The following is a 21316-nucleotide window of genomic DNA, read 5'->3' on the forward strand; positions in this document are numbered from 1 at the left end:
GTTGTGTGTAATGGAATGGGATATATGCCGCCAGCAAACACGCCGTCCTCCCCAGCCCCCAAGCTTCTCGATCAGGTACGTGACCGAATCCGCGTCAAGCATTACAGCATTCGCACCGAGACGCAATATGTGCAGTGGATTCGGCGTTTCATTCTGTTCCACGGCAAGCGTCATCCGCGCGACCTGAGCACGCAGGAAGTCGAGGCGTTTCTGACGCATCTGGCGGTGGAGGGCAATGTGGCGGCGGCGACGCAGAATCAGGCTTTGTCGGCCTTGCTTTTTCTGTACCGCGAGGTGCTGGGGATCGAGTTGCCCTGGCTCGACAAGGTGACGCGTGCCAAGCGCCCACGGCATTTGCCGGTGGTGCTGACGCGCGACGAGGTGCGGGCGGTGCTGGGGAAGATGGAGGGGGTGTATGGTCTGCTGGCGCGCCTGCTTTACGGCACGGGGATGCGCTTGATGGAGGTGATCCGGTTGCGGGTGAAGGATGTGGAATTCACGCGCGGCGAGATCGTGGTGCGCGATGGCAAGGGGGCGAAAGACCGGGTGACCATGCTGCCCGAGTCGGTAAAGGCCGATTTGCAGGCCCATCTGGCATGGCGACGCGATCTGTTCGAGCGGGATTTGCGGGCAGGCAAGGCCTCGGTTTACCTGCCGGATGCACTGGCACGCAAGTATCCGAACGCGCCGACGGAGTGGGGCTGGCAGTATGTGTTTCCGTCGGGCAGCTATTCGATCGACCCGCGCAGCGGCGAGGAACGCCGGCATCATCTCGACGAAAAGCTGCTGCAGCGCGCGATGAAGCGGGCGGTGCAGGCGGTGGGCCTGGCCAAGCCCGCGACGCCGCATACGCTGAGGCATTCGTTCGCCACGCATCTGCTGGAGCGCGGGCAGGACATCCGCACGATTCAGGAACTGCTGGGCCACAAGGACGTGGCGACGACGATGGTTTACACCCATGTATTGAACAAGGGCGGACACGGGGTGTTGAGCCCGCTGGATATGTGATGACGGACGAAGACTACATGCGCGCCGCGCTGGAGGAAGACGCAGGCGCTGGGTGATAAACTGTCAAGGCAGCTATTTACTGGAGACAGCCATGCAAACAGCGAAACAGGAAGTCGCTTCCCTGCTCGAACGGCTGCCGGAAGGCAGTTCGCTGGAAGACGTGCAATACCATCTGTATGTCATCGAGAAAATACGGCGCGGGCTGGAGCGGGCAGAAGCCGAAGGCGCCATATCGCAAGTGCAGGCAGAGGATCGTCTGGGTAAATGGTTGATCAAGTCGTAGTCTGGTCGCCCGAAGCACTGGACGACGTAGATGACATAGCGCGTTATATCGCGCGCGACTCAGCATTTTATGCGGCTGCGGTTGTCGAAAAAATACTGGTGGCAGCCTCTGGGCTGGGCCAGTTTCCTCAGACAGGACGCATCGTCCCCGAACTGAACCAACCCGACTTGCGGGAACGTTTTGTATACAGCTATCGTTTGATTTATCGGATTCAGCCGGCACACATACTGGTGACGGCCGTCATACACGGCAGACGTCTGTTGGACGATACGGCGACCAGCCGAATAACGGGGAAATGACTCTCGCCTCCAGAGATTTTGTATGACAACCATCGCTGTTTCTCCCGAATTTCAGGCAGTCATCTCACGCAACCCGTGTTGCTTGCTGAATGTCCGGCCAGGCCAAAAACTCGGGGCACGCGTTCGGGGCGGCTACATCGAATCGATCGCTGAACAACCCACACTCGCCGCGCGTGCTTTTCTATCCGGAATCGACACCCGGGTCGAGCGCGAGAACGACCGCGCATGACCAGCCAGAAAGACATAAACCGGGTTGACTCTTGCGACTGGCTGGAACACGTATGACCGAAGACGAGGATTACATGCGCGCCGCGCTGGAACTCGCGCGCCAGGGCTGGGACGCGGGCGAGGTGCCGGTGGGGGCGCTGGTGGTGTGCGGCGGCGAGATCGTCGGGCGCGGCTATAACCAGCCGATTTCCAGCCACGACCCCACGGCGCATGCCGAAGTGATGGCGCTGCGCGATGCGGCGGGGCGGCTCGGCAATTACCGGCTGGTGGGCTGCACCCTGTATGTGACGATGGAGCCGTGCGTGATGTGCGCGGGGGCGATCCTGCATGCGCGGGTGGCGCGGGTGGTGTACGGGGCGAAGGAATACAAGACCGGCGCGCACGGCAGTATCGTCGACGTGTTTGCCGAGCCGCGCCTCAACTACCATTGCGAGATTTCCGGCGGGGTGCTGGCGGACGACTGCGCGGCGATGATCTCGGGCTTCTTCGAGGCACGCCGGCAGCAGAAAAAGGAGGCAGCGCAATGAGCGATCTGGTGATCGAGGTGGACATGCGCCTGCAGCAGTTGTACCTGTGGGAGCCGTATCCGGACGGCGACATGCTGATCCGCCAGTATCCGGTGTCCACCGCGGCCAACGGGGCGGGGGAGCAGAGCGGCAGCTACTGCACGCCGCGCGGGCGCCACCGCATCGCGGAAAAGATCGGCGCCGGCGCGCCGCTATGCGCGGCCTTCAAATCGCGCCAGCCCACGGGCGAAATCTGGACCCCCGAACTCGACGCGGCGAACCCCGGGCGCGACTGGATCCTGACGCGCATCCTGTGGCTGGAAGGGCTGGAGCCGGGCAAAAACCAGGGCGGCACGGTGGACACCCGCAACCGCTATATCTACATCCACGGCACCAACGAGGAACACAAGCTCGGCACGCCGGCATCGCATGGCTGCATCCGCATGAAGAATGCGGACGTGGCCGAACTGTTCGATCTGGTGAAGGTGGGGACCGAGGTGCGCATCAGCGCATGAGGCATGCTGCCGTCGGGGCAGCTGAAAAACAGCCCTGGGGGGCTTTCCCGCGTAATTCAGTATCGTCTCTGCGGAGCGGGTCGCGGCCCCGAGGTGGCGTCCTTGTGGCGGAAGTTGATGCGGCCCTTGGTCAGGTCGTAGGGCGACATTTCGATGGTGACCTTGTCGCCGGCCAGGATGCGGATGCGGTGCTTGCGCATTTTGCCGGAGGCGTAGGCGGTGATCTCGAAGCCGTTGTCCAGGGTGACGCGAAAACGGGTTTGCGGCAGCACTTCGCTGACGACGCCTTCCATTTCGACTAATTCTTCTTTCGACATGATTTGATTCCTCATGGTGGGCCGACGGCACGACGATGCGTACGCTGGCGCGTGGGTGGAAAGGTGAACGATCGCAGCGGGGAGCTGCGGCAGCCGCGCCGGGGTTGCGCGGTGGGAAAGCCAATGAGGAAAGCCGACAGGTTGCCCGCCAGGGGCAGAGGGACTGACCAAAAGACCAATTCGTCGGGCCAGTATGGGGGCCGGCGCGCGTCTTGGCAAGGCGGGCGGCGGCCCGCCGCTGTGGGACGGGGCTGCGGCGGAGCCCTGCGCCGGCCGGCGGGGATTTCCCCGCCGCCTGAGGGGGCAATTGCCGCTAGCCGGCGGCGCCGGCGGCGTCCGCCGGGGATTCGAGATGCAGGGTGCGGGTGGGGAGGGCGATTTCCGCGCCGTGGGCCTGGATGATGGCGGCGACTTTCAGCAACACGTCCTGCTTGACCTCGTGGTAGCGCGCCCACTCGACGGTCTTGGTGAAGGCGTAGATGAAGAAATCCAGCGACGAGGTGGCGAACTGGTTGAAATTGACGATCAGGGTGGCGCCGGTGTCGATCTCGGGATGCGCCTGCAGCATGGTCTTCACGTCGGCGACGATGGCGGCCATCTTGTCGAGGTCGGCATAGCGGATGCCGATGGTTTCCTTAATGCGCCGGTTGGTCATGCGGGTGGGGTTTTCCACCACGATGGTGGTGAACAGGGCATTCGGCACGTAGATCGGGTTCTTGTTGAAGGCGCGCACGCGGGTGTGGCGCCAGCCGATGTATTCCACCGTGCCTTCGATCTGCTTGTCCGGCGAGCGAATCCATTCGCCCACGGTGAACGGGCGGTCCAGGTAGATGGTGAGGCCGCCGAAGAAGTTGGCCAGCATGTCCTTGGCGGCGAAGCCCACCGCGATGCCGCCGATGCCGCCGAAAGCCAGCACGCCGGAAATGCTGAATCCCAGCGTTTGCAGGATGACCAGGGCGGCGAGGATGACGACGCTGACACGGCCCAGCTTGGAGAGGGCTTCGACCGTGGTGCGGTCCACCGCCTTGCCCGCCGCGCGGCGCGCGAGAAGATTGCCGGAGACGTTGTTGATCAGCCGCAGCAGGAACCAGGCGAGCGCGGCGACGACGAGCATGTCGCGGACAAGCCCGACGAAATCGGGAACGGGCGTGCCGCGGTGCTGGTGCGCGATCTGGATGGCGAAGGCCGCGCCCGCCACCCACAGGATCAGCGTCAGCGGCTTGCGGCTGGCCCTGATCAGGGCGTCATCCCAGATGGCCGAGGTGCGTGCGGCGATTTTTTCGATGTGGCGCAGCAGATAGTAGGCGCCGACATTGATGGCGAGAATCGCGGCAATCGCCATCAGCGCCTCGGGAAGCCAGGGCTGGGCCAGGGAGGAAAGAGCGAATTGTTGAGCCAGATCGTTCATGAGCGGGGTTGGCGTATGGGCGGGAGGCTGGGCGGTGAAGCAGGACGTCCGGAGTGATTGTAAGTTGAAACCGCGGTGTCGCCGGAGTGCGCACTCCGGCGACACCGCCGAATGGGATGAAAGGCGGCAGCAGGATAGGCGCCGCGGTTGTTTCCTATACTGAACAGCCCAAGCGCTACGAGAGGAGTCGAGCCATGAACATGCGGATTGCATTGCCCTTGCTGCTGGCGGCCCTGGCTGGAGGATGCGCGGGACTGGACAGCCTGGGGGGAACGAAATATGGCGCGGCGGACGGCGCCGTGGCGAGCCAGACGGATCGCGACGGCACCCTGGCCAAGCTGGAAAACATCGAGGTGGACGACAAGTTCAAGCTGGGGGTGGGAACGGCGGCGGGCGCTGTGGCGGGCGGCATTCTCGGCGCGGGAGTGGGCGACAGCACCACGGCCACGGTGGCGGGGGCGGTATTGGGCGGCCTGGCCGGAACCTATGCCGAGAGCAAAATCCATAAGGCGGATGCGCAGCGCGTCACGGTCGACATGAAGACCGGGGGGCGCGTGACGATCGTGCAGCCGATGGATGGGCGCCTGCGCGAAGGCATGGGCGTGCGCGTCGAAGGCAGCGGCGAGAACGCCCGCGTGGTGCCGCGCTGAAGCGGCGCAGCCATTCGCCGGGCGCCTGCCGTCAGGCGTCAAGGCGTGGAATGGCGCGGTATTAGATGGCCAAGCCACGCTGAAAACCTTGATTGTTGCGTGGCCTTCTGCTGTCTTTTGTACCATTCGCCGCGGGCCTTATTGGCGGTATCCGTGACGGCATCGGACGGCTAGCATGCCCGGCTCGATAATAGCCGTCCGCCCGCCTTATGGCCCGTAGTGCCGTCCCCCTCACCGATAGCCGTATCCGTCAGACCAAGGCGCCCGACAGACCGACTAAGCTGGCCGATGGCGGCGGCATGTATCTGCTGCTGCGGCCGGATGGTTCGCGTTACTGGCGGCTGGATTACCGCTTCGATGGCAAGCGCAAGACGCTGGCGCTGGGCGTGTACCCGGAGATTTCGCTTGGCGAGGCAAGAAGGCGCCGCCGTGCGGCGAAGACGCTGCTGGCGGCCGGGCAGGACCCCGGCGCGGTCAGGAAGGCCGGCAAGGCAAACAAGCCGGGGGCCGGCGCGGATGAGCAGGCCTATGCCCTGGCCATTCTCGGCGAGGGGATGTGGGATTGGGATCTGCGTAGCGGCAGGGTCAGGCATAGCGCGCAGTGGGCGCGCCTGATGGGGCTGGACGAACGGCAGCAGGAACACGACTGGCAGCAGGCCGTGGCGGCGCTGCATGAGCAGGATCGGGAAGCGGTGATGACGGCGATACGGCGCTGCCTCGAGGGCACGGCCGCCTTCGAGTGCGAGCACCGTATCCGCCATGCCGACGGCGCCACGATCTGGGTGCGGAACCGCGGCGAGGTCATGCGGCGCGATGCCGACGGCACGCCGCTGCGCATGGTGGGCAGCCTGCGCGAGGTGACCGAACAGCGGCATGAGGCGCTGGTCATGCGCTGCCACAATCTGCTGCTGCAGACCATCGCGGCGGTCAACGAGATGCTGATGGCGGAACTGCCGGAACAGGAACTGATGGCGCGCATCTGCCAGGAACTGGTGCGCGACAATCTGTTCCGCATGGCCTGGATCGGCCTGGTCGACGAGGACGGCGTGACGGTGCGCCCGGTGGCGGAGGCCGGCAGCGTCCGCGGCTATCTGGCCCAGGCGGATATCCGCTGCGACGACTCGCCGCAGGGGCGGGGGCCCACCGGCAACGCCATTCGTTCGGGTGCCACGGCGATCAACGACGATACCGAGACCGATCGGCAGTACGCGCCGTGGCGGGAGCAGGCGCGTGCCCAGGGCTATCGCTCGTCGGCGGCGACGCCGCTGCGGGTGCGCGGGCGCGTGATCGGCGCGCTCAATGTCTACAGCGATGAAGCGCATGCGTTCGGGCCTGAAAAACGGATATTGCTGGAAAAGCTGGCCGCCGATCTCGGCGTGGCCATAGGGAATCGCGCGGCACTGGCCGCGCTGCGCGAGAGCGAGGAGCGCTTCCGGCTGATTTCCAGCGTTGCCACCGATCTGCTGTATTCCTGCCTGCAGACGGGGACGGGGTTTCATGCCATCGACTGGGCAACGGCCTCGGCGGATCGCATCTTCGGCTATACGCTGGACGAGATACTGGAGCAGGGCTGCTGGCGCAGCTACGTGCATCCCGACGACCTACCCGAGTTCGACCGCAACATCACCCACCTGGCGCCGGGGCAGCGCAGCGAGTGCGAGCTGCGCATCCTCGCCCGCGATGGCGCAATCCACTATATCCGTGCCTATTCCATGGAGGTGAAATCGGACGACGGGCAGCATCGGCTGTATGGCGCCTGCCAGGACATCACCGAGCGCAGGCAGGCGGAAGCGCGTATCGCGTTTCTTGCCCATCACGATGTCCTGACCGGCCTGCCCAACCGCGTGCTGTTGCGCGACCGCTTCGAACAGGCGCTGGCGGTGGCGCAGCGGGCCCAGTCGCATGTGGCCATACTGTTTCTCGATCTCGACAACTTCAAGGTGGTGAACGACAGCCTGGGGCACGCCGCCGGCGACGAACTGCTGCTGGCCGCGGTCTCGCGCCTTTCCCGCCGCATGCGCGACAGCGATACCATCAGCCGCCAGGGTGGCGACGAATTCGTTCTGCTGCTGAACGACATTCCCGATCTGGATACGGTAAAACGGATTGCCACCGGTATCCTCAGCCATCTGGCCGAACCGCTGGAGATCAACGGCCACGTGCTGAACACATCCTGCAGCATCGGCATCGCGATTTATCCCGAGGACGGCAGCGATTTCGACAGTCTGCTGCAGAAAGCCGATACCGCCATGTACAACGCCAAGGATGCCGGCCGCAATAGCTACCGCTTCTTCGACGAGCAGATGAACCTGCAGGCGCATGAGCATTTGATGCTGCAGCATCGGCTGCATCAGGCGCTCTACCGTGCGGAACTCCAGGTGCATTATCAGCCGCAGCTGGAAATCGGCAGCGGCAAGGTGATCGGCGTGGAGGCGTTGCTGCGCTGGCAGAATGCGGAGTTGGGCGAGGTGGCGCCGGGCCGCTTCATCCCGGTGGCGGAAAGCTGCGGCCTGATCGTGCCCATCGGCGCCTGGGTGCTGGAACAGGCTTGCCGTCAGGCCCAGGCGTGGCGCCAGGCCGGATTGTCCGACCTCGCCGTGTCGGTCAACCTGTCCGCCATGCAGTTCCGCCGTTTCAGCCTGATCGAAATGGTCGCGGGCGCGCTGGGCAGGAGCGGCCTGCCGCCGCATTTGCTGGAACTGGAACTGACCGAGTCCATCCTGCTGCAGGATGTGGAGAGCACCCTGGATACGGTGCGGCAGCTGAAGCGCCTGGGCGTACGCTTGTCCATCGACGATTTCGGCACCGGCTATTCGTCGCTCAGCTATCTCAAGCGTTTCGCCGTCGATCGGCTGAAGATCGATCAGTCCTTCATGCGCGACGTCAATACCGACCCGGACAATGCCGCCATCGTTCGCGCGGTCATTCAGCTGGCCCGCAGCCTGCGCCTGAATATCATCGCCGAGGGGGTGGAAACGCCGGCGCAACTGGCTTTTCTGCGCGAGGAAGGATGCCGGGAAGCGCAGGGCTACCTGTTCAGCCGGCCGCTGCCGCCGGCCGCCATGGAGGCTTTTTTGCGCGAACGCATCGCACTGGCCGACGCGGCGAACGGCGGGGCGCTGTAATTCCGGTTCGCCTCCCGGCGCCTCTCGCTCTATGCTGGAAGAATGTTGGTTGCCATTGCGGGTAACGGCGATGAGTCACAAGCGCGAGAGTTTGCTGCGATCCATTTTTGAAGGGCCGATCAGCGGCAATGTCCACTGGCGCGAGGTGGAATCGATGCTGACGCACCTGGGCGCCAGAGTGGAGCCGCACCACGGTGCGAATTTCCGCGTGGTCCTGAACGGGGTGGAAGGTTTCTTGCACCGCCCGCACAACAGCAACACCTGCAGCAAACAGGAACTGCGCCATGTCCGCGATTATCTGGTGTCGGCCGGCGTGAGCCCGTCGCAGGACCGGGCCGGAGAGCAATAGCCGGCGGCTGGATCAAGGGCGCATTGCCTCCATCGATAGGTGATCCGATTGATTGAGAAATTTGCATAAGTGCTTTTTGTTTCTATAGTTTTTTTATGCGTTGCCGACGCAAAAAAAAACGGGAGGGACGAAATGCAAGTGACTCGAAGACAGTTCTTCAGAATCTGTGCGGCGGGGGTTGGCAGTTCCAGCCTCGCGGCGCTGGGTTTCGCACCCGGCGAGGCGTTGGCGGAAGTGCGCGCATTCAAGCTTGCCCAGGCCACGGAAACCCGCAACACCTGCCCCTACTGCTCGGTGGGCTGCGGCCTTTTGATGTACAGCCTGGGCGACAAATCCAAGAACACCGAAACCGCGATCTTCCACATCGAGGGCGACCCCGACCATCCGGTCAACCGCGGCACCCTCTGCCCGAAGGGCGCCGCCCTGGTGGATTTCGTGCGCAGCCCCAATCGCCTGAAGCACCCGGAATACCGCGCGCCAGGCAGCAAGGAATGGAAGCGCATTTCCTGGGACGATGCCTTCGACCGCATTGCCCGCCTGTTGAAGGACGACCGCGACAAGAACTTCATCGCCACCAACGACAAGGGCGAAACGGTCAATCGCTGGCTCACCACCGGCGTCCTCGCCGCTTCCGCCTCCAGCAACGAAACCGGCTACGTGACGCACAAGGTTGTCCGTAGCATGGGGATACTCGGATTCGACAACCAGGCGCGTGTCTGACACGGCCCGACGGTGGCAAGTCTTGCCCCGACGTTTGGCCGTGGAGCGATGACCAACCATTGGGTTGACATCAAGAACACGGACCTGGTTCTGATCATGGGCGGCAATGCCGCCGAGGCGCACCCGTGCGGCTTCAAGTGGGTGACCGAAGCGAAGGCGCACCGCAAGGCGCGCCTCATCGTGGTCGACCCGCGCTTCACCCGCTCGGCCGCGGTGTCCGATTTCTATGCGCCGATCCGCGCCGGCACGGATATCGCCTTTCTCGGCGGCGTCATCAACTACCTGCTGACGCACGACAAGATCCATCACGAATACGTCAAGAACTACACCGACTCCAGCTTCCTGGTGAAGGACGAGTTCGCGTTCGAGAACGGCCTGTTCTCCGGCTACAACCCGGAGAAACGCAGCTACGACAGGTCGTCCTGGGGCTACCAGATCGGCGAGGACGGCTACGCCAGGGTCGACCCCACGCTGCAGCATCCGCGCTGCGTCTTCCAGTTGATGAAGGCGCACTACAGCCGCTACACGCCCGAGATGGTTTCCACCATTTGCGGCACGCCGCAGGCGGCCTTTCTCAAGGTGTGCGAGACAATCGCGGAAACCTCGGCGGCCAACAAGACCATGACCATCATGTACGCGCTGGGCTGGACCCAGCATTCGGTCGGATCGCAGATGATCCGTACCGGTGCGATGGTGCAGTTGCTGCTGGGCAACATCGGCGCGCCCGGCGGCGGCATGAACGCGCTGCGCGGCCACTCCAACATCCAGGGGCTGACCGACCTGGGGCTGCTGTCCGATCTGCTGCCGGGATATCTGACGCTGCCGCGCGACGCGGAGCAGAGCTTCGATGCCTATATCGACAAGCGCGCCTCCAAGCCGCTGCGTCCGGGGCAGCTGAGTTACTGGCAGAACTACAAGAAGTTCCACGTCAGCCTCATGAAGGCCTGGTTCGGCGACGCCGCCACAGCGGAGAACAACTGGTGCTACGACTGGCTGCCCAAGATGGACAAGGGCTACGACTTGCTGCAGGTATTCGAGGACATGGGCCAGGGCAAGGTCAACGGCTACGTCTGCCAGGGTTTCAACCCGCTCGGCTCGGCGCCATGCAAGGTCAAGGTGTCGAATTCGCTGTCCAAACTGAAGTTCCTCGTCATCGTCGATCCGCTGGCGACCGAGACCTCGGAATTCTGGCAGAACCACGGCGAGTACAACGACGTCGACCCGGCCAAGATCCAGACCGAGGTGTTCCGCCTGCCGTCGACCTGCTTCGCCGAGGAGGATGGCAGCTTGATCAACTCAGGACGCTGGATGCAATGGCACTGGAAAGGCGCCGAGCCACCCGGCGACGCCCTGGGCGACCAGGAAATCATGGCCGGCATCTTCCTCAGGATCCGTGCGCTGTATCAGAAAGAGGGCGGAGCCTTCCCCGACCCCGTCCTCAACCTGACGTGGAAGCACAAGGTGTCGTCGTTCCCGTCGCCCGAAGAGCTGGCGCGGGAATTTTCCGGCAAGGCGCTGAAGGACGTGACCGATCCCAAGGACCCGACCAAGGTGCTGGTCAAGGCCGGCGAACAGTTGAACGGCTTTGGCGAACTGCGCGACGATGGCTCGACCTCCTGCGGCTGCTGGATTTTTGCCGGCGCCTGGAGCGAGAAGGGCAACCTGATGGCGCGGCGCGACAACGCCGATCCCTTCGGCATTGGCCAGACCCTGAACTGGGCCTTCGCCTGGCCGGCCAACCGGCGCATCCTGTACAACCGTGCCTCCTGCGATCCGAGCGGCAAGCCGTACGATCCGACGCGCAAGCTGATCGCTTGGGATGCCGGGGCGGGCAAGTGGACGGGGGCCGACGTGCCGGATTTCGTGGCCGATTCGGCGCCCGAAAACGGGATGAATCCCTTCATCATGAACCCCGAAGGGGTGGCGCGCTTCTTCGCCGTGGACAAGATGGCGGAAGGTCCCTTCCCCGAGCACTACGAACCCTTCGAGACGCCGCTGGCGGCCAATCCGCTGTCGCCTAAAAACCCCTTGGTGCGTTCTTCACCGGCGGCGCGGGTGTTCAAGGACGACTGGGCGACGTTCGGCAAGGCCGACAAGTTTCCGTTCGTCGCCACCACCTACCGGCTCACCGAGCACTTCCACTTCTGGACCAAGCATGCCCGCCTGAATGCCATCACCCAGCCCGAACAGTTCGTCGAGATCGGCGAGGAGCTGGCGAAGGAGAAGGGCATCAAGGCCGGCGACCATGTGCGGGTGAAGTCCAACCGCGGCCATATCGTCGCGGTCGCGGTGGTGACCAAGCGCATCATGAGCCTGAACGTGAACGGCAAGCGGACCCATACGGTGGGCATTCCCCTCCACTGGGGCTTCATGGGCCTGGCGAAGAATGGCTATCTCACCAACACCCTGACCCCCTTCGTGGGCGACGGCAACACCCAGACGCCGGAGTTCAAGGCGTTCCTGGTCGACGTCGAAAAAGTGTAGGAGGCGAACATGGCACTGCAATCGCTCGACATCAAGGCCCGTTCCGCCACCACGACTCAGCCGCCGGTCGCGCGCGATCCGATTCACGTCGCCAAGCTGATCGACATTTCCAAATGCATCGGCTGCAAGGCCTGCCAGGTGGCGTGCATGGAATGGAACGACCTGCGCGACGAGGTCGGCACCAACGCGGGAACCTACGACAACCCGCGCGACCTCACCGCCCAGTCGTGGACGGTGATGCGCTTCTCCGAGGTGGAGGTGGAGCAGGGCAGGCTGGAATGGCTGATCCGCAAGGACGGCTGCATGCACTGCGACGATCCCGGCTGCCTCAAGGCCTGCCCGGCGCCGGGGGCGATCGTGCAGTACCGCAACGGCATCGTGGATTTCCACGAGGAGCACTGCATCGGCTGCGGCTACTGCATCACCGGCTGTCCGTTCAACATCCCGCGTCTGTCGAAGAAAGACAGCAAGGTCTACAAGTGTACGCTGTGCTCCGACCGCGTCGCCGTGGGAATGGAGCCGGCCTGCATCAAGACCTGTCCGACCGGTGCGCTGGTGTTCGGCACCAAGGGCGACATGATCCGTCATGCGGAAGGGCGCATCGCCGACCTCAAGGAGCGCGGCTACGCCAATGCGGCGCTGTACAACCCCGAGGGCGTCGGCGGCACCCACGTGATGTATGTGCTGCAGCATGGCGACAAGCCGGAACTCTACGCGAATCTGCCGAAGGACCCGCACATCAGCCCGCTGGTCAGCCTGTGGAAGGGCATCGCCAAACCGTTGATGAGCCTGGGCATCGGGCTGGCGGTTTTTGCCGGGTTCTTCCATTTCGTCACGGCCGGACCCAAGGAGGTGGAGGAAGAGGAAAAAGCGGATTGAGCCGCGCCATTCCCGATCTTTCACCTGACATCAAGGAGCGATCATGAGCACGATGATTCAACGCTACACCGCGCGGGAACGCAGCAACCACTGGGTGGTGGCGATTGCCTTCATCCTTGCCGGCCTCTCGGGACTGGCGCTGTTCCACCCGGCCTTTTTCTTTCTCACGAATCTGTTCGGCGGCGGCCCCTGGACGCGCATCCTGCATCCCTTCATCGGCGTGGCGATGTTCCTGTTTTTCATGGCGATGGCGGTGCGATTCTGGGGGCGCAACCGCTTCACGCCCGCCGACCGCGAATGGCGGAAGCGCATCAAGGATGTGCTGTGCAACCGCGACCAGGGCCTTCCCGAAGTCGGCAAGTACAACGCCGGGCAGAAAATCCTGTTCTGGCTCATGGTGGTGAGCATCCCGGTGCTGCTGGTTTCCGGTGTCGTCGTCTGGCAGCCGTGGTTCGCGCCGTTTTTCCCCATCGGACTGCTGCGCGTGGCGGTGGTCGTGCATGCCCTGGCAGCCTGGATCATGATCCTCGGCATCGTCGTCCACGTCTATGCGGCGATCTGGGTCAAGGGAACGGTCCGGGCGATGACGCGCGGCACGGTGTCGGCCGCCTGGGCGAAGCAGCATCACCGCGCCTGGTACCGCGAGATGACCGGCAAGTGATTATTGGCGACTTCACACAAGGGATACGCTAGCGCATATGACCACCACTCTCCTGCAGCCCGGCCAGATCGAAGCGGCGGCCGGCAGTATTCCCGAATTGCGGCTGCCGCCCGCCGACCTGTTCCTGACGCGTGCGCGGAGGCTGGAACAACTGGCCGCAGGACACACCCTGGGCGACTACCTGCGCTTTGTCGCCCGTCTTGCCCGTGCCCAGCAGGAACGCCTCGATGACGGCCCTGCGGCGAGCCTGCCGGCGCCCGAACTGCTGGCGCAATGCCGCGAATACCGCATGCCGCCACTGGCTCCGGCCGGATTGGCGCGTCCATCCGGATGGCGCGATACGGCGCGACAGCTGGCCCTGGCGGTTCAGGAGGCACTGCCCCTGGCCGGCCGGGCGGCGTTGCGGCCTGTCCTCGAAGGCCAGGATGCCTGGCTGGAGGCGCAGGCCGGGCATCTGCTCGAGGCAAGCCTGCACGAACTGGATGCCGCCGTGGCACCGGTGATCGGCGCCGCCCTGCAGGTGCACTGGGTCCAGCTCGCGCGCCAACTCGAATCCGCCCAGGTGGCGCGGCCCGAGCATCCCAACCTGTGCCCGGTATGCGGCTCGCATCCGGTCAGTTCCGTGGTGCGCATCGGCGGCGCCGAAAATGGCCTGCGCTACCTGCATTGCGCATTGTGCAGCTCGGAGTGGCACGTTGTGCGGGCCAAGTGCAGCAACTGCGACAACACCCGCGGCATCGTCTACCATCATCTGGAAGGCGGCGACAACGGGGTGCGAGCCGAGAGTTGTCCGGAATGCCGGACCTATCTGAAAATCGTTCACCAGGACAAAAACCCGCTGGCCGATCCGGTGGCCGACGATCTCGCCAGCCTGGCGCTCGATCTGCTGATGGACGAGGCGGGTTTTGCCCGCAGCGGGGTCAACTGGTATCTGATTCAGGGCAGCCTGTAAAAAAGTCCGTGCAAAGAGAGCCGTAGCGCCGCAAAACACCGATTCATAAACTGCAAAGGGATTGTCTATCGTGCATAGCGCCCCGCATCTCCGTCCGCCCTCGATCGACCGCGTCCTCAGCTGGAGCGCGGTCGCCCCGCTCATCGCCGAATACGGCCGCGAACCGGTGCTCGCCGGCGTGCGCAGCGTGCTCGATTCGGCCCGCCAGGCCGCGCGCGATGGCGCACTGGTCGACTACACCGAACCCGGCCTGACGGTCCATCTTGCGGCGCATCTGGCGCAGCGCAACGCGCCCCGCCTGCAGCGGGTGTTCAACCTCACCGGCACCGTGCTGCATACCAACCTGGGCCGCGCGCCGCTGCCGGATGAGGCGGTGGACGCCTTGGTCATGGCGGCACGCCATCCCTGCGCGCTCGAATACGACCTTGCAAGCGGCGGCCGCGGCGACCGCGACGACGTGGTGGAGGGGGTGCTGTGCGAGCTCACCGGCGCCGAGGCCGCCACCGTGGTCAACAACAACGCCGCCGCAGTGTTTCTGCTGCTGAACACCCTGGCACTGAGGAAACAGGTCATCGTCTCGCGCGGCGAACTGGTGGAAATCGGCGGCGCCTTCCGCGTTCCCGACATCATGAGCCGCGCCGGCGCCAGACTGGTGGAGGTGGGCACCACCAACCGCACCCACCTGCGCGACTTCGAAGGCGCCATCGATCCACGCTGCGCCATGCTGATGAAGGTGCACACCAGCAACTATGCCATCCAGGGCTTTACCGCCAGCGTGCCGGAGGCGGAACTGGCGACGCTTGCCCATGCCAATGGGCTGCCCTTCGTGGTCGATCTCGGCAGCGGAACGCTCATCGACCTCACGCGTTTCGGCCTGCCGCGCGAACCGACGGTGCAGGCTTCGCTGGCGGCGGGCGCCGACCTTGTCAGTTTCAGCGGCGACAAGCTGCTGGGCGGGCCGCAGGCGGGCATCCTGGCGGGTCGCCGCGACCTGATCCAGCGCATCAGGAAGAACCCGCTCAAGCGCGCCCTGCGCGTCGACAAGCTCACCCTGGCGGCGCTGGAGGCGGTGCTGCGCCTGTACCGCGACCCCGACCGGCTGGCCGCCCGGCTCACCACCCTGCATCTGCTGACCCGTCAGGCCGGAGAGATACAGGCCCAGGCTGCGCGCCTGCTGCCATCCATGCAGCGGGCGCTCGCTGGCTGGCCGGTGCGCGTGAGCGCCGAGCCGGCCCTGTCGCAGATCGGCAGCGGCTCGCTGCCGATCGACCGCCTGCACAGTTGCGCGCTGGCGGTGCGGCCCGCCACAAGGAAAAGCGGCGTGCTGCACGACATCGAGGCCGCATTGCGCGGCCTTCCGGTGCCGGTGATCGGGCGCATTGCGGACGGCGCTTTGCGCCTGGACCTGCGCTGTCTGGCCGTGGCCGACGAAGCGTGTTTCGCAACCCAGCTGGCGAGGCTGACCGCATGAATGTTCGGGGGCAGCCGTTCTGCATGCAGGACCGCGAATCCTTGCCGGCTTGCGCCCTGGCATCGACGGAAGCGGCCGCATCATGATCGTCGGCACCGCCGGACACATCGACCACGGCAAGACCACGCTGGTGCATGCGCTCACCGGCGTCGACACCGATCGTCTCAGGGAGGAGAAGGCGCGCGGCATCTCCATCGAACTGGGCTACGCCTATCAGCCGCTGCAAAACGGCGAGGTGCTTGGCTTCATCGACGTGCCCGGCCACGAGCGCTTCATTCACACCATGCTCGCCGGCGCGGCCGGGGTCGACTTCGCCCTCCTGGTGGTGGCGGCGGACGACGGCGTGATGCCGCAGACGCGGGAGCATCTGCATATTCTCGACCTGCTGGGAATCCGGCGCGGCGCGGTGGCGCTGAGCAAGGCCGACCGGGCCGACGCCGGGCGGATCGCCGAGGTCGAACGCGACCTGCGACTGTTGCTGAGCGATACCCTGCTGGCCGGCATGCCGGTGTTTCCGGTTTCGGCGGCGAGCGGGCAGGGCATCGAAGACTTGCGCAGGCATCTGCACGAGGCCGCGCAATCCACGCTGCGGCCTGGCGGCGACGGCGGGTTCCGGCTGGCGGTCGACCGCAGCTTTTCCCTCAAGGGAGCGGGGACGGTCGTCACCGGAACGGTGTTTTCCGGCAGCGTGCGGGTGGGGGACGACTTGCGCATTACGCCCAGTGGAAAGATCGCCCGCCTGCGCAGCCTGCATGTCATGAACCAGGCGGCGCAGCTGGGCACAGCCGGACAGCGCTGCGCCCTCAACCTCGGCGGTGTGGGCAAGGACGAGATTCAGCGCGGTGACTGGATCGTCGCGCCGCGCCTGCATGCGCCCAGCGCACGCCTCGACGTACGGCTCGATCTCTCCGCGCATGCCCCGCATGCCTTGCAGCACTGGTCTCCCGTTCATCTCCATCTGGGGGCGGCCCATGTCATGGCACGGGTGGCCCTGCTGGAAGGCGTCGTTCTGGCACCGGGCGGCACCACGCTGGCCCAGCTTGTGACCGATCATCCCGTCGGCGCGCTGCACGGCGACCGTTTCATCGTGCGTGACAGCGCGGCGCGCCACACCATCGGCGGCGGCGCGGTGCTGGACCCGGGCGGGCCGGCGCGCAAACGCAAAACGCCTTCGCGCCTGGCCGAACTGGCCGCACTACAGATTGCAGACCCGGCACCCCGCCTGGCCCGCTTGCTCGAACTTGCCCCGCAGGGGATGAACCTCGACAGCCTGGCCGTGAACTGGAACCGCGAACGCGTGGCGGACGATTTGCCGTCCGGCAGCAGGCTCGTGCGCGCCGGCACCGAGAATTGGGCTTTTTCCGCTCCGCACTGGTATTGTCTGCAGGAGAAACTGCTGGCCGATCTGGCCGGTTTTCACGAACGGTTTCCGGACGAACTGGGCCCCGATGCGGCGCGGGCCCGGCGCATGTTTCTGCCCCGCTTGCCGGCTGCGGTATTCGCGGTATTGAGCGAGGAACTGCTGGCAGCGGATAAACTGCAGCGCAGCGGGCCGTGGCTGCATCTGCAGACGCATCGCATCACCCTCGGCCCGCAGGAAGAAGCGCTTTACCGGCGTATTCATCCCCTGCTGGCGGAGGCTGCCTTCGACCCGCCCTGGGTGCGCGATCTGGCCCGGCTGAGCGGCCATGACGAGACGTCGGTTCGGCGATTGCTGAAAAAACTGGCGCGCCAGGGCAAGCTGTACCAGGTGGTGCACGACCTGTTTTATCTGCCGGAAACCCTGGCCGGGATGGCATCGGTGGTACAGGAACTGGAAAATACGGCCGGCGAGACGCGCGCCGCCGCGTTTCGCGACCGCACCGGCCTGGGCCGCAAGCGCGCGGTGCAGGTGCTGGAGTTTTTCGATCGGGTGGGCTTCACCCGTCGGGTGCGCGAAGCCCACCGGCTGCGCAATCCGGACCTGTTCGGCAAGGCGGAACAGGCCGTTTGAATCAAGTTTTAACTGGAAGGGAAGCGTTCCTGGTGGTGCGGCCGGACTTCAAATCCGGTTGGGGGTGTCAGTCGCTCCCGGGTGGGTTCGACTCCCACTCCCTTCCGCCACTTTTCGTTGGCATGGCGATCCGGCATGCCTGCCGACATGTCCTGCCGAAAGCCCCGGCCCGCTCTGCGGGCAAATTGACAAGGCCGCGATAGCTGCTAGCGTGAGTTGGACGAGCGGCATTTCCGCCGCCTGGCGCCGCGACATCCTCGAAGCGCAGCCTTCGTCCGTATGACAAGGCATCTCGCCATGCGGAGGAACGCCGACGGACATGGGAGGGCATGGTGTTCACCGACAATCCGTTCATCCCGGCGACAGATTTCCTGCCCCCTTCCTACCTGCAGGCCTACATCGTTCTGATGGTTCTCGCGGTTGTCGCGGGAACCGTGTTTGACCTTCATCGCAAACGCAGCGCCGAATTCTTCGCGCGGCAGCAGCAGCGCTCGCGCGTTGCCGCGGTGCGGCAACTCAGCGGTGCGGAAATGGCCGCCATTGCGGCCAGAACCCTCGCGAACGAGGTGGCGACTTCCGGCGAATTCTGCAACCGCAGCCGCAGGGTTTCCCATCTCCTGATGTCCTATGGCTTCGTGCTCTATCTGGTTACGACCCTTGTGCTGGTATTCGGCTACCCGGCGGACCCGCATACTCCGGCTGTCCTGCCTGTCCTGTGGAACGTCGGCATCCTGATGGTGCTCGTCGGCGGCTACTGGTTTTTCTTCTTCCTCCGGGTCAACGTCGCCCATGACGGCCATTCACCCTGGCGCCTGGTGCGCGCCGACCTGTTCATCGTCGCGCTCCTCGCAAGCGTGACTTTCGCCCTGATATTCGAGGTCGTGACGGTGGCGCAGAACACGCTTGCCAACAGGGTGTTTTTCGGCCTCTACATCCTCTTCTCGACGCTGCTTTTCGGTTCGGTAGCCTGGTCCAAATTCGCCCATATGTTCTACAAGCCGGCGGTGGCCCTGCAGAGAAGGCTGGAGGAGGCGAACGGATCGTCGGATCTGCCGGCATCCGCAACGGCGGGAGAGGGCCGATGCCCACCTTCACCTACATGACGCGATGCGACGGTTGCGGACAATGCGTGGATATCTGCCCGTCCGACATCATGCATATCGACCCGGTCTATCGGCGCTCTTACAACATCGAGCCCAATTTCTGCTGGGAGTGCTACTCCTGCGTGAAGGCATGCCCGCAGCATGCGATCGACGTTCGCGGCTACGCGGATTTCGCGCCGCTGGGACACAGCGTCAGGGTGCTGAGGGAAGAAGCCGCTAACACCATCTCATGGAAGATACGCTACCGTGACGGGCGGGTGAAGGCATTCACCTTCCCGATCAGGACCACCCCCTGGGGGTCGATCAAGCCGCCCTCCGCCTACGAGGCGCCCGGCGCCGATGCCATGGACTCCCCGCTGCTCGCGCACGAACCCGCTGCGCTGATGGTGGCGACGCTGCCATCGCTGCCGCCTTTCGATCCGAAGCGGGGGTGAGGCCATGGGCTTTTTCTCATCCAGAAAAATCCGCTTCGTCGATGCCGACATCCTGATTGTAGGGGGCGGGTTCGGCGGGTGCGGCGCCGCCTACGAATCCCGCTATTGGGGGCGCAACCTGAAGATCGTCGTCGCCGAAAAGGCGAACATCGAGCGCAGCGGCGCCGTCGCGCACGGCCTGTCGGCGATCAACTGCTACATGGGTATGCGCTGGGGCGAGAACCAGCCGGACGACTTCGTGCGCTACGTGCGGGGCGACCTGATGGGCCTGGTGCGCGAGGATCTGGTTTTCGACATCGCCCGGCATGTGGACGCCACCGTGCACAAGTTCGAGGAATGGGGCCTGCCGATCATGAAGAACCCGGAGACCGGCAGGTATCTGCGGGAAGGGAAATGGCAGGTGATGATCCACGGCGAGAGCTATAAGCCGATCATCGCCGAGGCCGCCAGGAAGTCCGCCGAAGTGATCAACCGGATCATGGTGACCCATCTTCTGATGGACAGGACGCGCGCCAACCGGGTCGCCGGCGCGGTCGGCTTCAACGTCCGCGATGGCGCGTTCTACGTGTTCCGGGCGAAGGCCGTCATCAACGCCGCCGGCGGGGCTTCGCACGTGTTCAGGCCGCGCTCGGTGGGCGAGGGGATGGGCCGGACCTGGTACGCGCCCTGGAGCAGCGCCTCGGCCTACGCCCTGCTGATACAGGCGGGCGCAAAAATGATCCAGATGGAGAACCGGATCGTGCTCGCCCGCTTCAAGGACGGCTACGGGCCGGTCGGCGCCTGGTTTCTATTGCTCAAGGCCTTCGTCACCAACGCCTGCGGCGAGCATTTCGAGGCGTCGATGCTGGAGGAAATGAAGGCTCTCGTCGGCAAGTACGCGGAGACCGCGCCCCTGCCGACCTGTCTGCGCAATCATGCCCTGCTGCAGGAGATCAAGGCGGGCAAGGGGCCCATCTACATGCATACCCAGGACGCGATCGACACCCATGAGAAAGAGACGATCAGCTGGGAGGACTTTCTCGACATGACGGTCGGCCAGGCTGTCGTCTGGGCGTCGCAGAACATCGACCCGAAGGAGACGCCGTCCGAGCTGATCACCTCCGAACCCTATGTCATGGGTTCCCACGCCACCTGTTCGGGGGCATGGGCGAGCGGGCCGGAGGACTGCGCCCCGGCGGACTACCAGTGGGGATACAACCGGATGACCACGGTCGATGGCCTGTTCGGTGCCGGTGACACCATCGGCGGTTCCGCGCACAAGTTCTCGTCCGGCTCGTTTACGGAAGGCAGAATCGCCGGCAAGTCGGCCGTCAAATATGTCATGGACCTGGCAGGAAGCCCGCCCCAGGTGGACGAAGCGGAAATCAACCGGCTCAGGGACAGGATCTTCCAGCCGCTGGCAACCTACGCGGTCAACCGCAACGAGATCGTCGCCGGGAGCGTGGCGCCAGGCTACCTCTCCCCGCTGCAGGGACTGCAGCGGCTGGAGAAGATCATGGACGAGTACGTCGGTGGCGTCAGCATGTTTTATGTGACCAGCGGGCCGATGCTCAACCGCGGCCTCGAACTTTTGCGCATGCTGGCTGAGGATCTGGAGCATCTCGGCGCCGAGGACCTGCATCAGTTGCAACGGGCCTGGGAGCTTCATCATCGCGTCCTGACCGCGGAAGCGGTCACCCGGCACACGCTGTTCCGGGAGGAAACCCGCTGGCCCGGCTATTACTATCGCGCCGACCACCCGAAGCTGGTCGACCCCGACTGGCATGTATTCACCGCATCGCGCTACGACGCCGCAGAAAACGATTGGCAGATGAGCCGGCTGCCTGTCCACCACATCATCGCGTAGCGGGCAGCTATATTTCAAGGACCAAGCCGGCCGGCACGCGAGCCTCGGCCATGCGCTAGCCCGGTGTACGGGGTTCCGCCAGGAG

At 64.7% G+C, this 21316-nt stretch carries 19 protein-coding genes and 1 tRNA gene; 18 read left to right on the forward strand and 2 right to left on the reverse strand.

Annotated elements, in window-relative coordinates; genetic code table 11:
- Positions 1-15 precede the first annotated feature (15 nt).
- The 5 genes from BGO62_RS05485 (at position 16) to BGO62_RS05505 (ending at position 2839) form a co-directional block, all read left to right on the forward strand.
- Positions 16-1008 (forward strand): integron integrase, encoded by a 993-nt coding sequence (locus tag BGO62_RS05485; protein ID WP_296640075.1) that lies wholly within the window; start codon positions 16-18, stop codon positions 1006-1008.
- A 91-nt stretch (positions 1009-1099) separates the two neighbouring features.
- On the forward strand, positions 1100-1291 hold the full coding sequence (locus BGO62_RS05490; protein WP_296640034.1) for a hypothetical protein: 192 nt from the start codon (positions 1100-1102) through the stop codon (positions 1289-1291).
- Entirely contained in the window at positions 1273-1590 is a 318-nt protein-coding gene (locus BGO62_RS05495) for a type II toxin-antitoxin system RelE/ParE family toxin (RefSeq protein WP_296640035.1), read from the forward strand. The genes BGO62_RS05490 and BGO62_RS05495 overlap by 19 nt, the downstream gene beginning before the upstream one ends.
- Positions 1591-1871: 281 nt before the next feature.
- Positions 1872-2345: a tRNA adenosine(34) deaminase TadA gene (tadA, locus tag BGO62_RS05500; protein WP_296640036.1), complete on the forward strand. Its 474-nt coding sequence runs from the start codon at positions 1872-1874 to the stop codon at positions 2343-2345.
- Positions 2342-2839 carry a L,D-transpeptidase gene (locus BGO62_RS05505; protein ID WP_296640037.1) on the forward strand — a complete coding sequence of 166 codons (498 nt, stop codon included), beginning with the start codon at positions 2342-2344 and terminating at the stop codon, positions 2837-2839. Before tadA ends, BGO62_RS05505 begins: the two co-directional genes overlap by 4 nt.
- A 56-nt stretch (positions 2840-2895) precedes the next feature.
- Here BGO62_RS05505 and infA read toward each other — a convergent pair whose 3' ends face one another.
- Both infA and BGO62_RS05515 read right to left on the reverse strand, forming a co-directional pair.
- Positions 2896-3156 carry a translation initiation factor IF-1 gene (infA, locus tag BGO62_RS05510; RefSeq protein WP_296640039.1) on the reverse strand — a complete coding sequence of 87 codons (261 nt, stop codon included), beginning with the start codon at positions 3154-3156 and terminating at the stop codon, positions 2896-2898.
- Between the two features lie 313 nt (positions 3157-3469).
- A complete protein-coding gene (locus BGO62_RS05515) occupies positions 3470-4564 on the reverse strand; it encodes a mechanosensitive ion channel family protein (RefSeq protein ID WP_296640040.1) in 1095 nt (364 codons plus the stop codon).
- A gap of 194 nt (positions 4565-4758) precedes the next feature.
- On the opposite strand from BGO62_RS05515, the gene BGO62_RS05520 reads away from it, so the two are divergent.
- The 13 genes from BGO62_RS05520 to aprA all read left to right on the forward strand — a co-directional run bounded on the left by BGO62_RS05520 (position 4759) and on the right by aprA (position 21231).
- On the forward strand, positions 4759-5214 hold the full coding sequence (locus BGO62_RS05520; protein ID WP_296640041.1) for a glycine zipper 2TM domain-containing protein: 456 nt from the start codon (positions 4759-4761) through the stop codon (positions 5212-5214).
- 209 nt (positions 5215-5423) lie between these two features.
- Complete coding sequence (locus BGO62_RS05525; protein ID WP_296640043.1) at positions 5424-8339, forward strand: EAL domain-containing protein; 2916 nt, start codon at positions 5424-5426, stop codon at positions 8337-8339.
- A 31-nt stretch (positions 8340-8370) separates the two neighbouring features.
- Positions 8371-8688 (forward strand): type II toxin-antitoxin system HicA family toxin, encoded by a 318-nt coding sequence (locus BGO62_RS05530; RefSeq protein WP_296640045.1) that lies wholly within the window; start codon positions 8371-8373, stop codon positions 8686-8688.
- 132 nt (positions 8689-8820) lie between these two features.
- On the forward strand, positions 8821-11892 hold the full coding sequence (gene fdnG / locus BGO62_RS05535) for a formate dehydrogenase-N subunit alpha (protein ID WP_296640046.1): 3072 nt from the start codon (positions 8821-8823) through the stop codon (positions 11890-11892).
- A 9-nt stretch (positions 11893-11901) separates the two neighbouring features.
- The gene (gene fdxH, locus BGO62_RS05540; protein WP_296640047.1) at positions 11902-12771 is read left to right on the forward strand and encodes a formate dehydrogenase subunit beta; all 870 of its coding nucleotides are present in this window, start codon (positions 11902-11904) and stop codon (positions 12769-12771) included.
- Positions 12772-12814: 43 nt separating this feature from the next.
- Positions 12815-13432 carry a formate dehydrogenase subunit gamma gene (locus tag BGO62_RS05545; protein ID WP_296640049.1) on the forward strand — a complete coding sequence of 206 codons (618 nt, stop codon included), beginning with the start codon at positions 12815-12817 and terminating at the stop codon, positions 13430-13432.
- Positions 13433-13469: 37 nt separating this feature from the next.
- Positions 13470-14384: a formate dehydrogenase accessory protein FdhE gene (gene fdhE, locus BGO62_RS05550; RefSeq protein ID WP_296640052.1), complete on the forward strand. Its 915-nt coding sequence runs from the start codon at positions 13470-13472 to the stop codon at positions 14382-14384.
- Between the two features lie 70 nt (positions 14385-14454).
- A complete protein-coding gene (gene selA, locus BGO62_RS05555) occupies positions 14455-15855 on the forward strand; it encodes an L-seryl-tRNA(Sec) selenium transferase (protein ID WP_296640054.1) in 1401 nt (466 codons plus the stop codon).
- An 82-nt stretch (positions 15856-15937) separates the two neighbouring features.
- Positions 15938-17848: a selenocysteine-specific translation elongation factor gene (gene selB / locus BGO62_RS05560; protein WP_296640056.1), complete on the forward strand. Its 1911-nt coding sequence runs from the start codon at positions 15938-15940 to the stop codon at positions 17846-17848.
- 14 nt (positions 17849-17862) lie between these two features.
- Positions 17863-17958, forward strand: a tRNA-Sec gene (locus tag BGO62_RS05565).
- A gap of 219 nt (positions 17959-18177) precedes the next feature.
- A complete protein-coding gene (locus BGO62_RS05570) occupies positions 18178-18951 on the forward strand; it encodes an adenylyl-sulfate reductase (RefSeq protein WP_296640058.1) in 774 nt (257 codons plus the stop codon).
- Positions 18930-19385: an adenylyl-sulfate reductase subunit beta gene (aprB, locus tag BGO62_RS05575; RefSeq protein ID WP_296640060.1), complete on the forward strand. Its 456-nt coding sequence runs from the start codon at positions 18930-18932 to the stop codon at positions 19383-19385. The genes BGO62_RS05570 and aprB overlap by 22 nt, the downstream gene beginning before the upstream one ends.
- A gap of 4 nt (positions 19386-19389) precedes the next feature.
- Complete coding sequence (gene aprA / locus BGO62_RS05580) at positions 19390-21231, forward strand: adenylyl-sulfate reductase subunit alpha (RefSeq protein ID WP_296640061.1); 1842 nt, start codon at positions 19390-19392, stop codon at positions 21229-21231.
- The last annotated feature ends 85 nt before the right edge of the window (positions 21232-21316 follow it).

This window comes from Thiobacillus sp. 65-1402 (genome assembly GCF_001897685.1).
In the GTDB taxonomy this organism is placed as follows: domain Bacteria; phylum Pseudomonadota; class Gammaproteobacteria; order Burkholderiales; family Thiobacillaceae; genus Thiobacillus.

Coding starts and splice junctions, on each gene's coding strand:
- BGO62_RS05485 (WP_296640075.1), top strand. CDS start 16: ATGGGATATATGCCGCCAGCAAACACGCCGTCCTCCCCAGCCCCCAAG.
- BGO62_RS05490 (WP_296640034.1), top strand. CDS start 1,100: ATGCAAACAGCGAAACAGGAAGTCGCTTCCCTGCTCGAACGGCTGCCG.
- BGO62_RS05495 (WP_296640035.1), top strand. CDS start 1,273: ATGGTTGATCAAGTCGTAGTCTGGTCGCCCGAAGCACTGGACGACGTA.
- tadA (WP_296640036.1), top strand. CDS start 1,872: ATGACCGAAGACGAGGATTACATGCGCGCCGCGCTGGAACTCGCGCGC.
- BGO62_RS05505 (WP_296640037.1), top strand. CDS start 2,342: ATGAGCGATCTGGTGATCGAGGTGGACATGCGCCTGCAGCAGTTGTAC.
- infA (WP_296640039.1), bottom strand. CDS start 3,156: ATGTCGAAAGAAGAATTAGTCGAAATGGAAGGCGTCGTCAGCGAAGTG.
- BGO62_RS05515 (WP_296640040.1), bottom strand. CDS start 4,564: ATGAACGATCTGGCTCAACAATTCGCTCTTTCCTCCCTGGCCCAGCCC.
- BGO62_RS05520 (WP_296640041.1), top strand. CDS start 4,759: ATGAACATGCGGATTGCATTGCCCTTGCTGCTGGCGGCCCTGGCTGGA.
- BGO62_RS05525 (WP_296640043.1), top strand. CDS start 5,424: ATGGCCCGTAGTGCCGTCCCCCTCACCGATAGCCGTATCCGTCAGACC.
- BGO62_RS05530 (WP_296640045.1), top strand. CDS start 8,371: ATGCTGGAAGAATGTTGGTTGCCATTGCGGGTAACGGCGATGAGTCAC.
- fdxH (WP_296640047.1), top strand. CDS start 11,902: ATGGCACTGCAATCGCTCGACATCAAGGCCCGTTCCGCCACCACGACT.
- BGO62_RS05545 (WP_296640049.1), top strand. CDS start 12,815: ATGAGCACGATGATTCAACGCTACACCGCGCGGGAACGCAGCAACCAC.
- fdhE (WP_296640052.1), top strand. CDS start 13,470: ATGACCACCACTCTCCTGCAGCCCGGCCAGATCGAAGCGGCGGCCGGC.
- selB (WP_296640056.1), top strand. CDS start 15,938: ATGATCGTCGGCACCGCCGGACACATCGACCACGGCAAGACCACGCTG.
- BGO62_RS05570 (WP_296640058.1), top strand. CDS start 18,178: ATGGTGTTCACCGACAATCCGTTCATCCCGGCGACAGATTTCCTGCCC.
- aprB (WP_296640060.1), top strand. CDS start 18,930: ATGCCCACCTTCACCTACATGACGCGATGCGACGGTTGCGGACAATGC.
- aprA (WP_296640061.1), top strand. CDS start 19,390: ATGGGCTTTTTCTCATCCAGAAAAATCCGCTTCGTCGATGCCGACATC.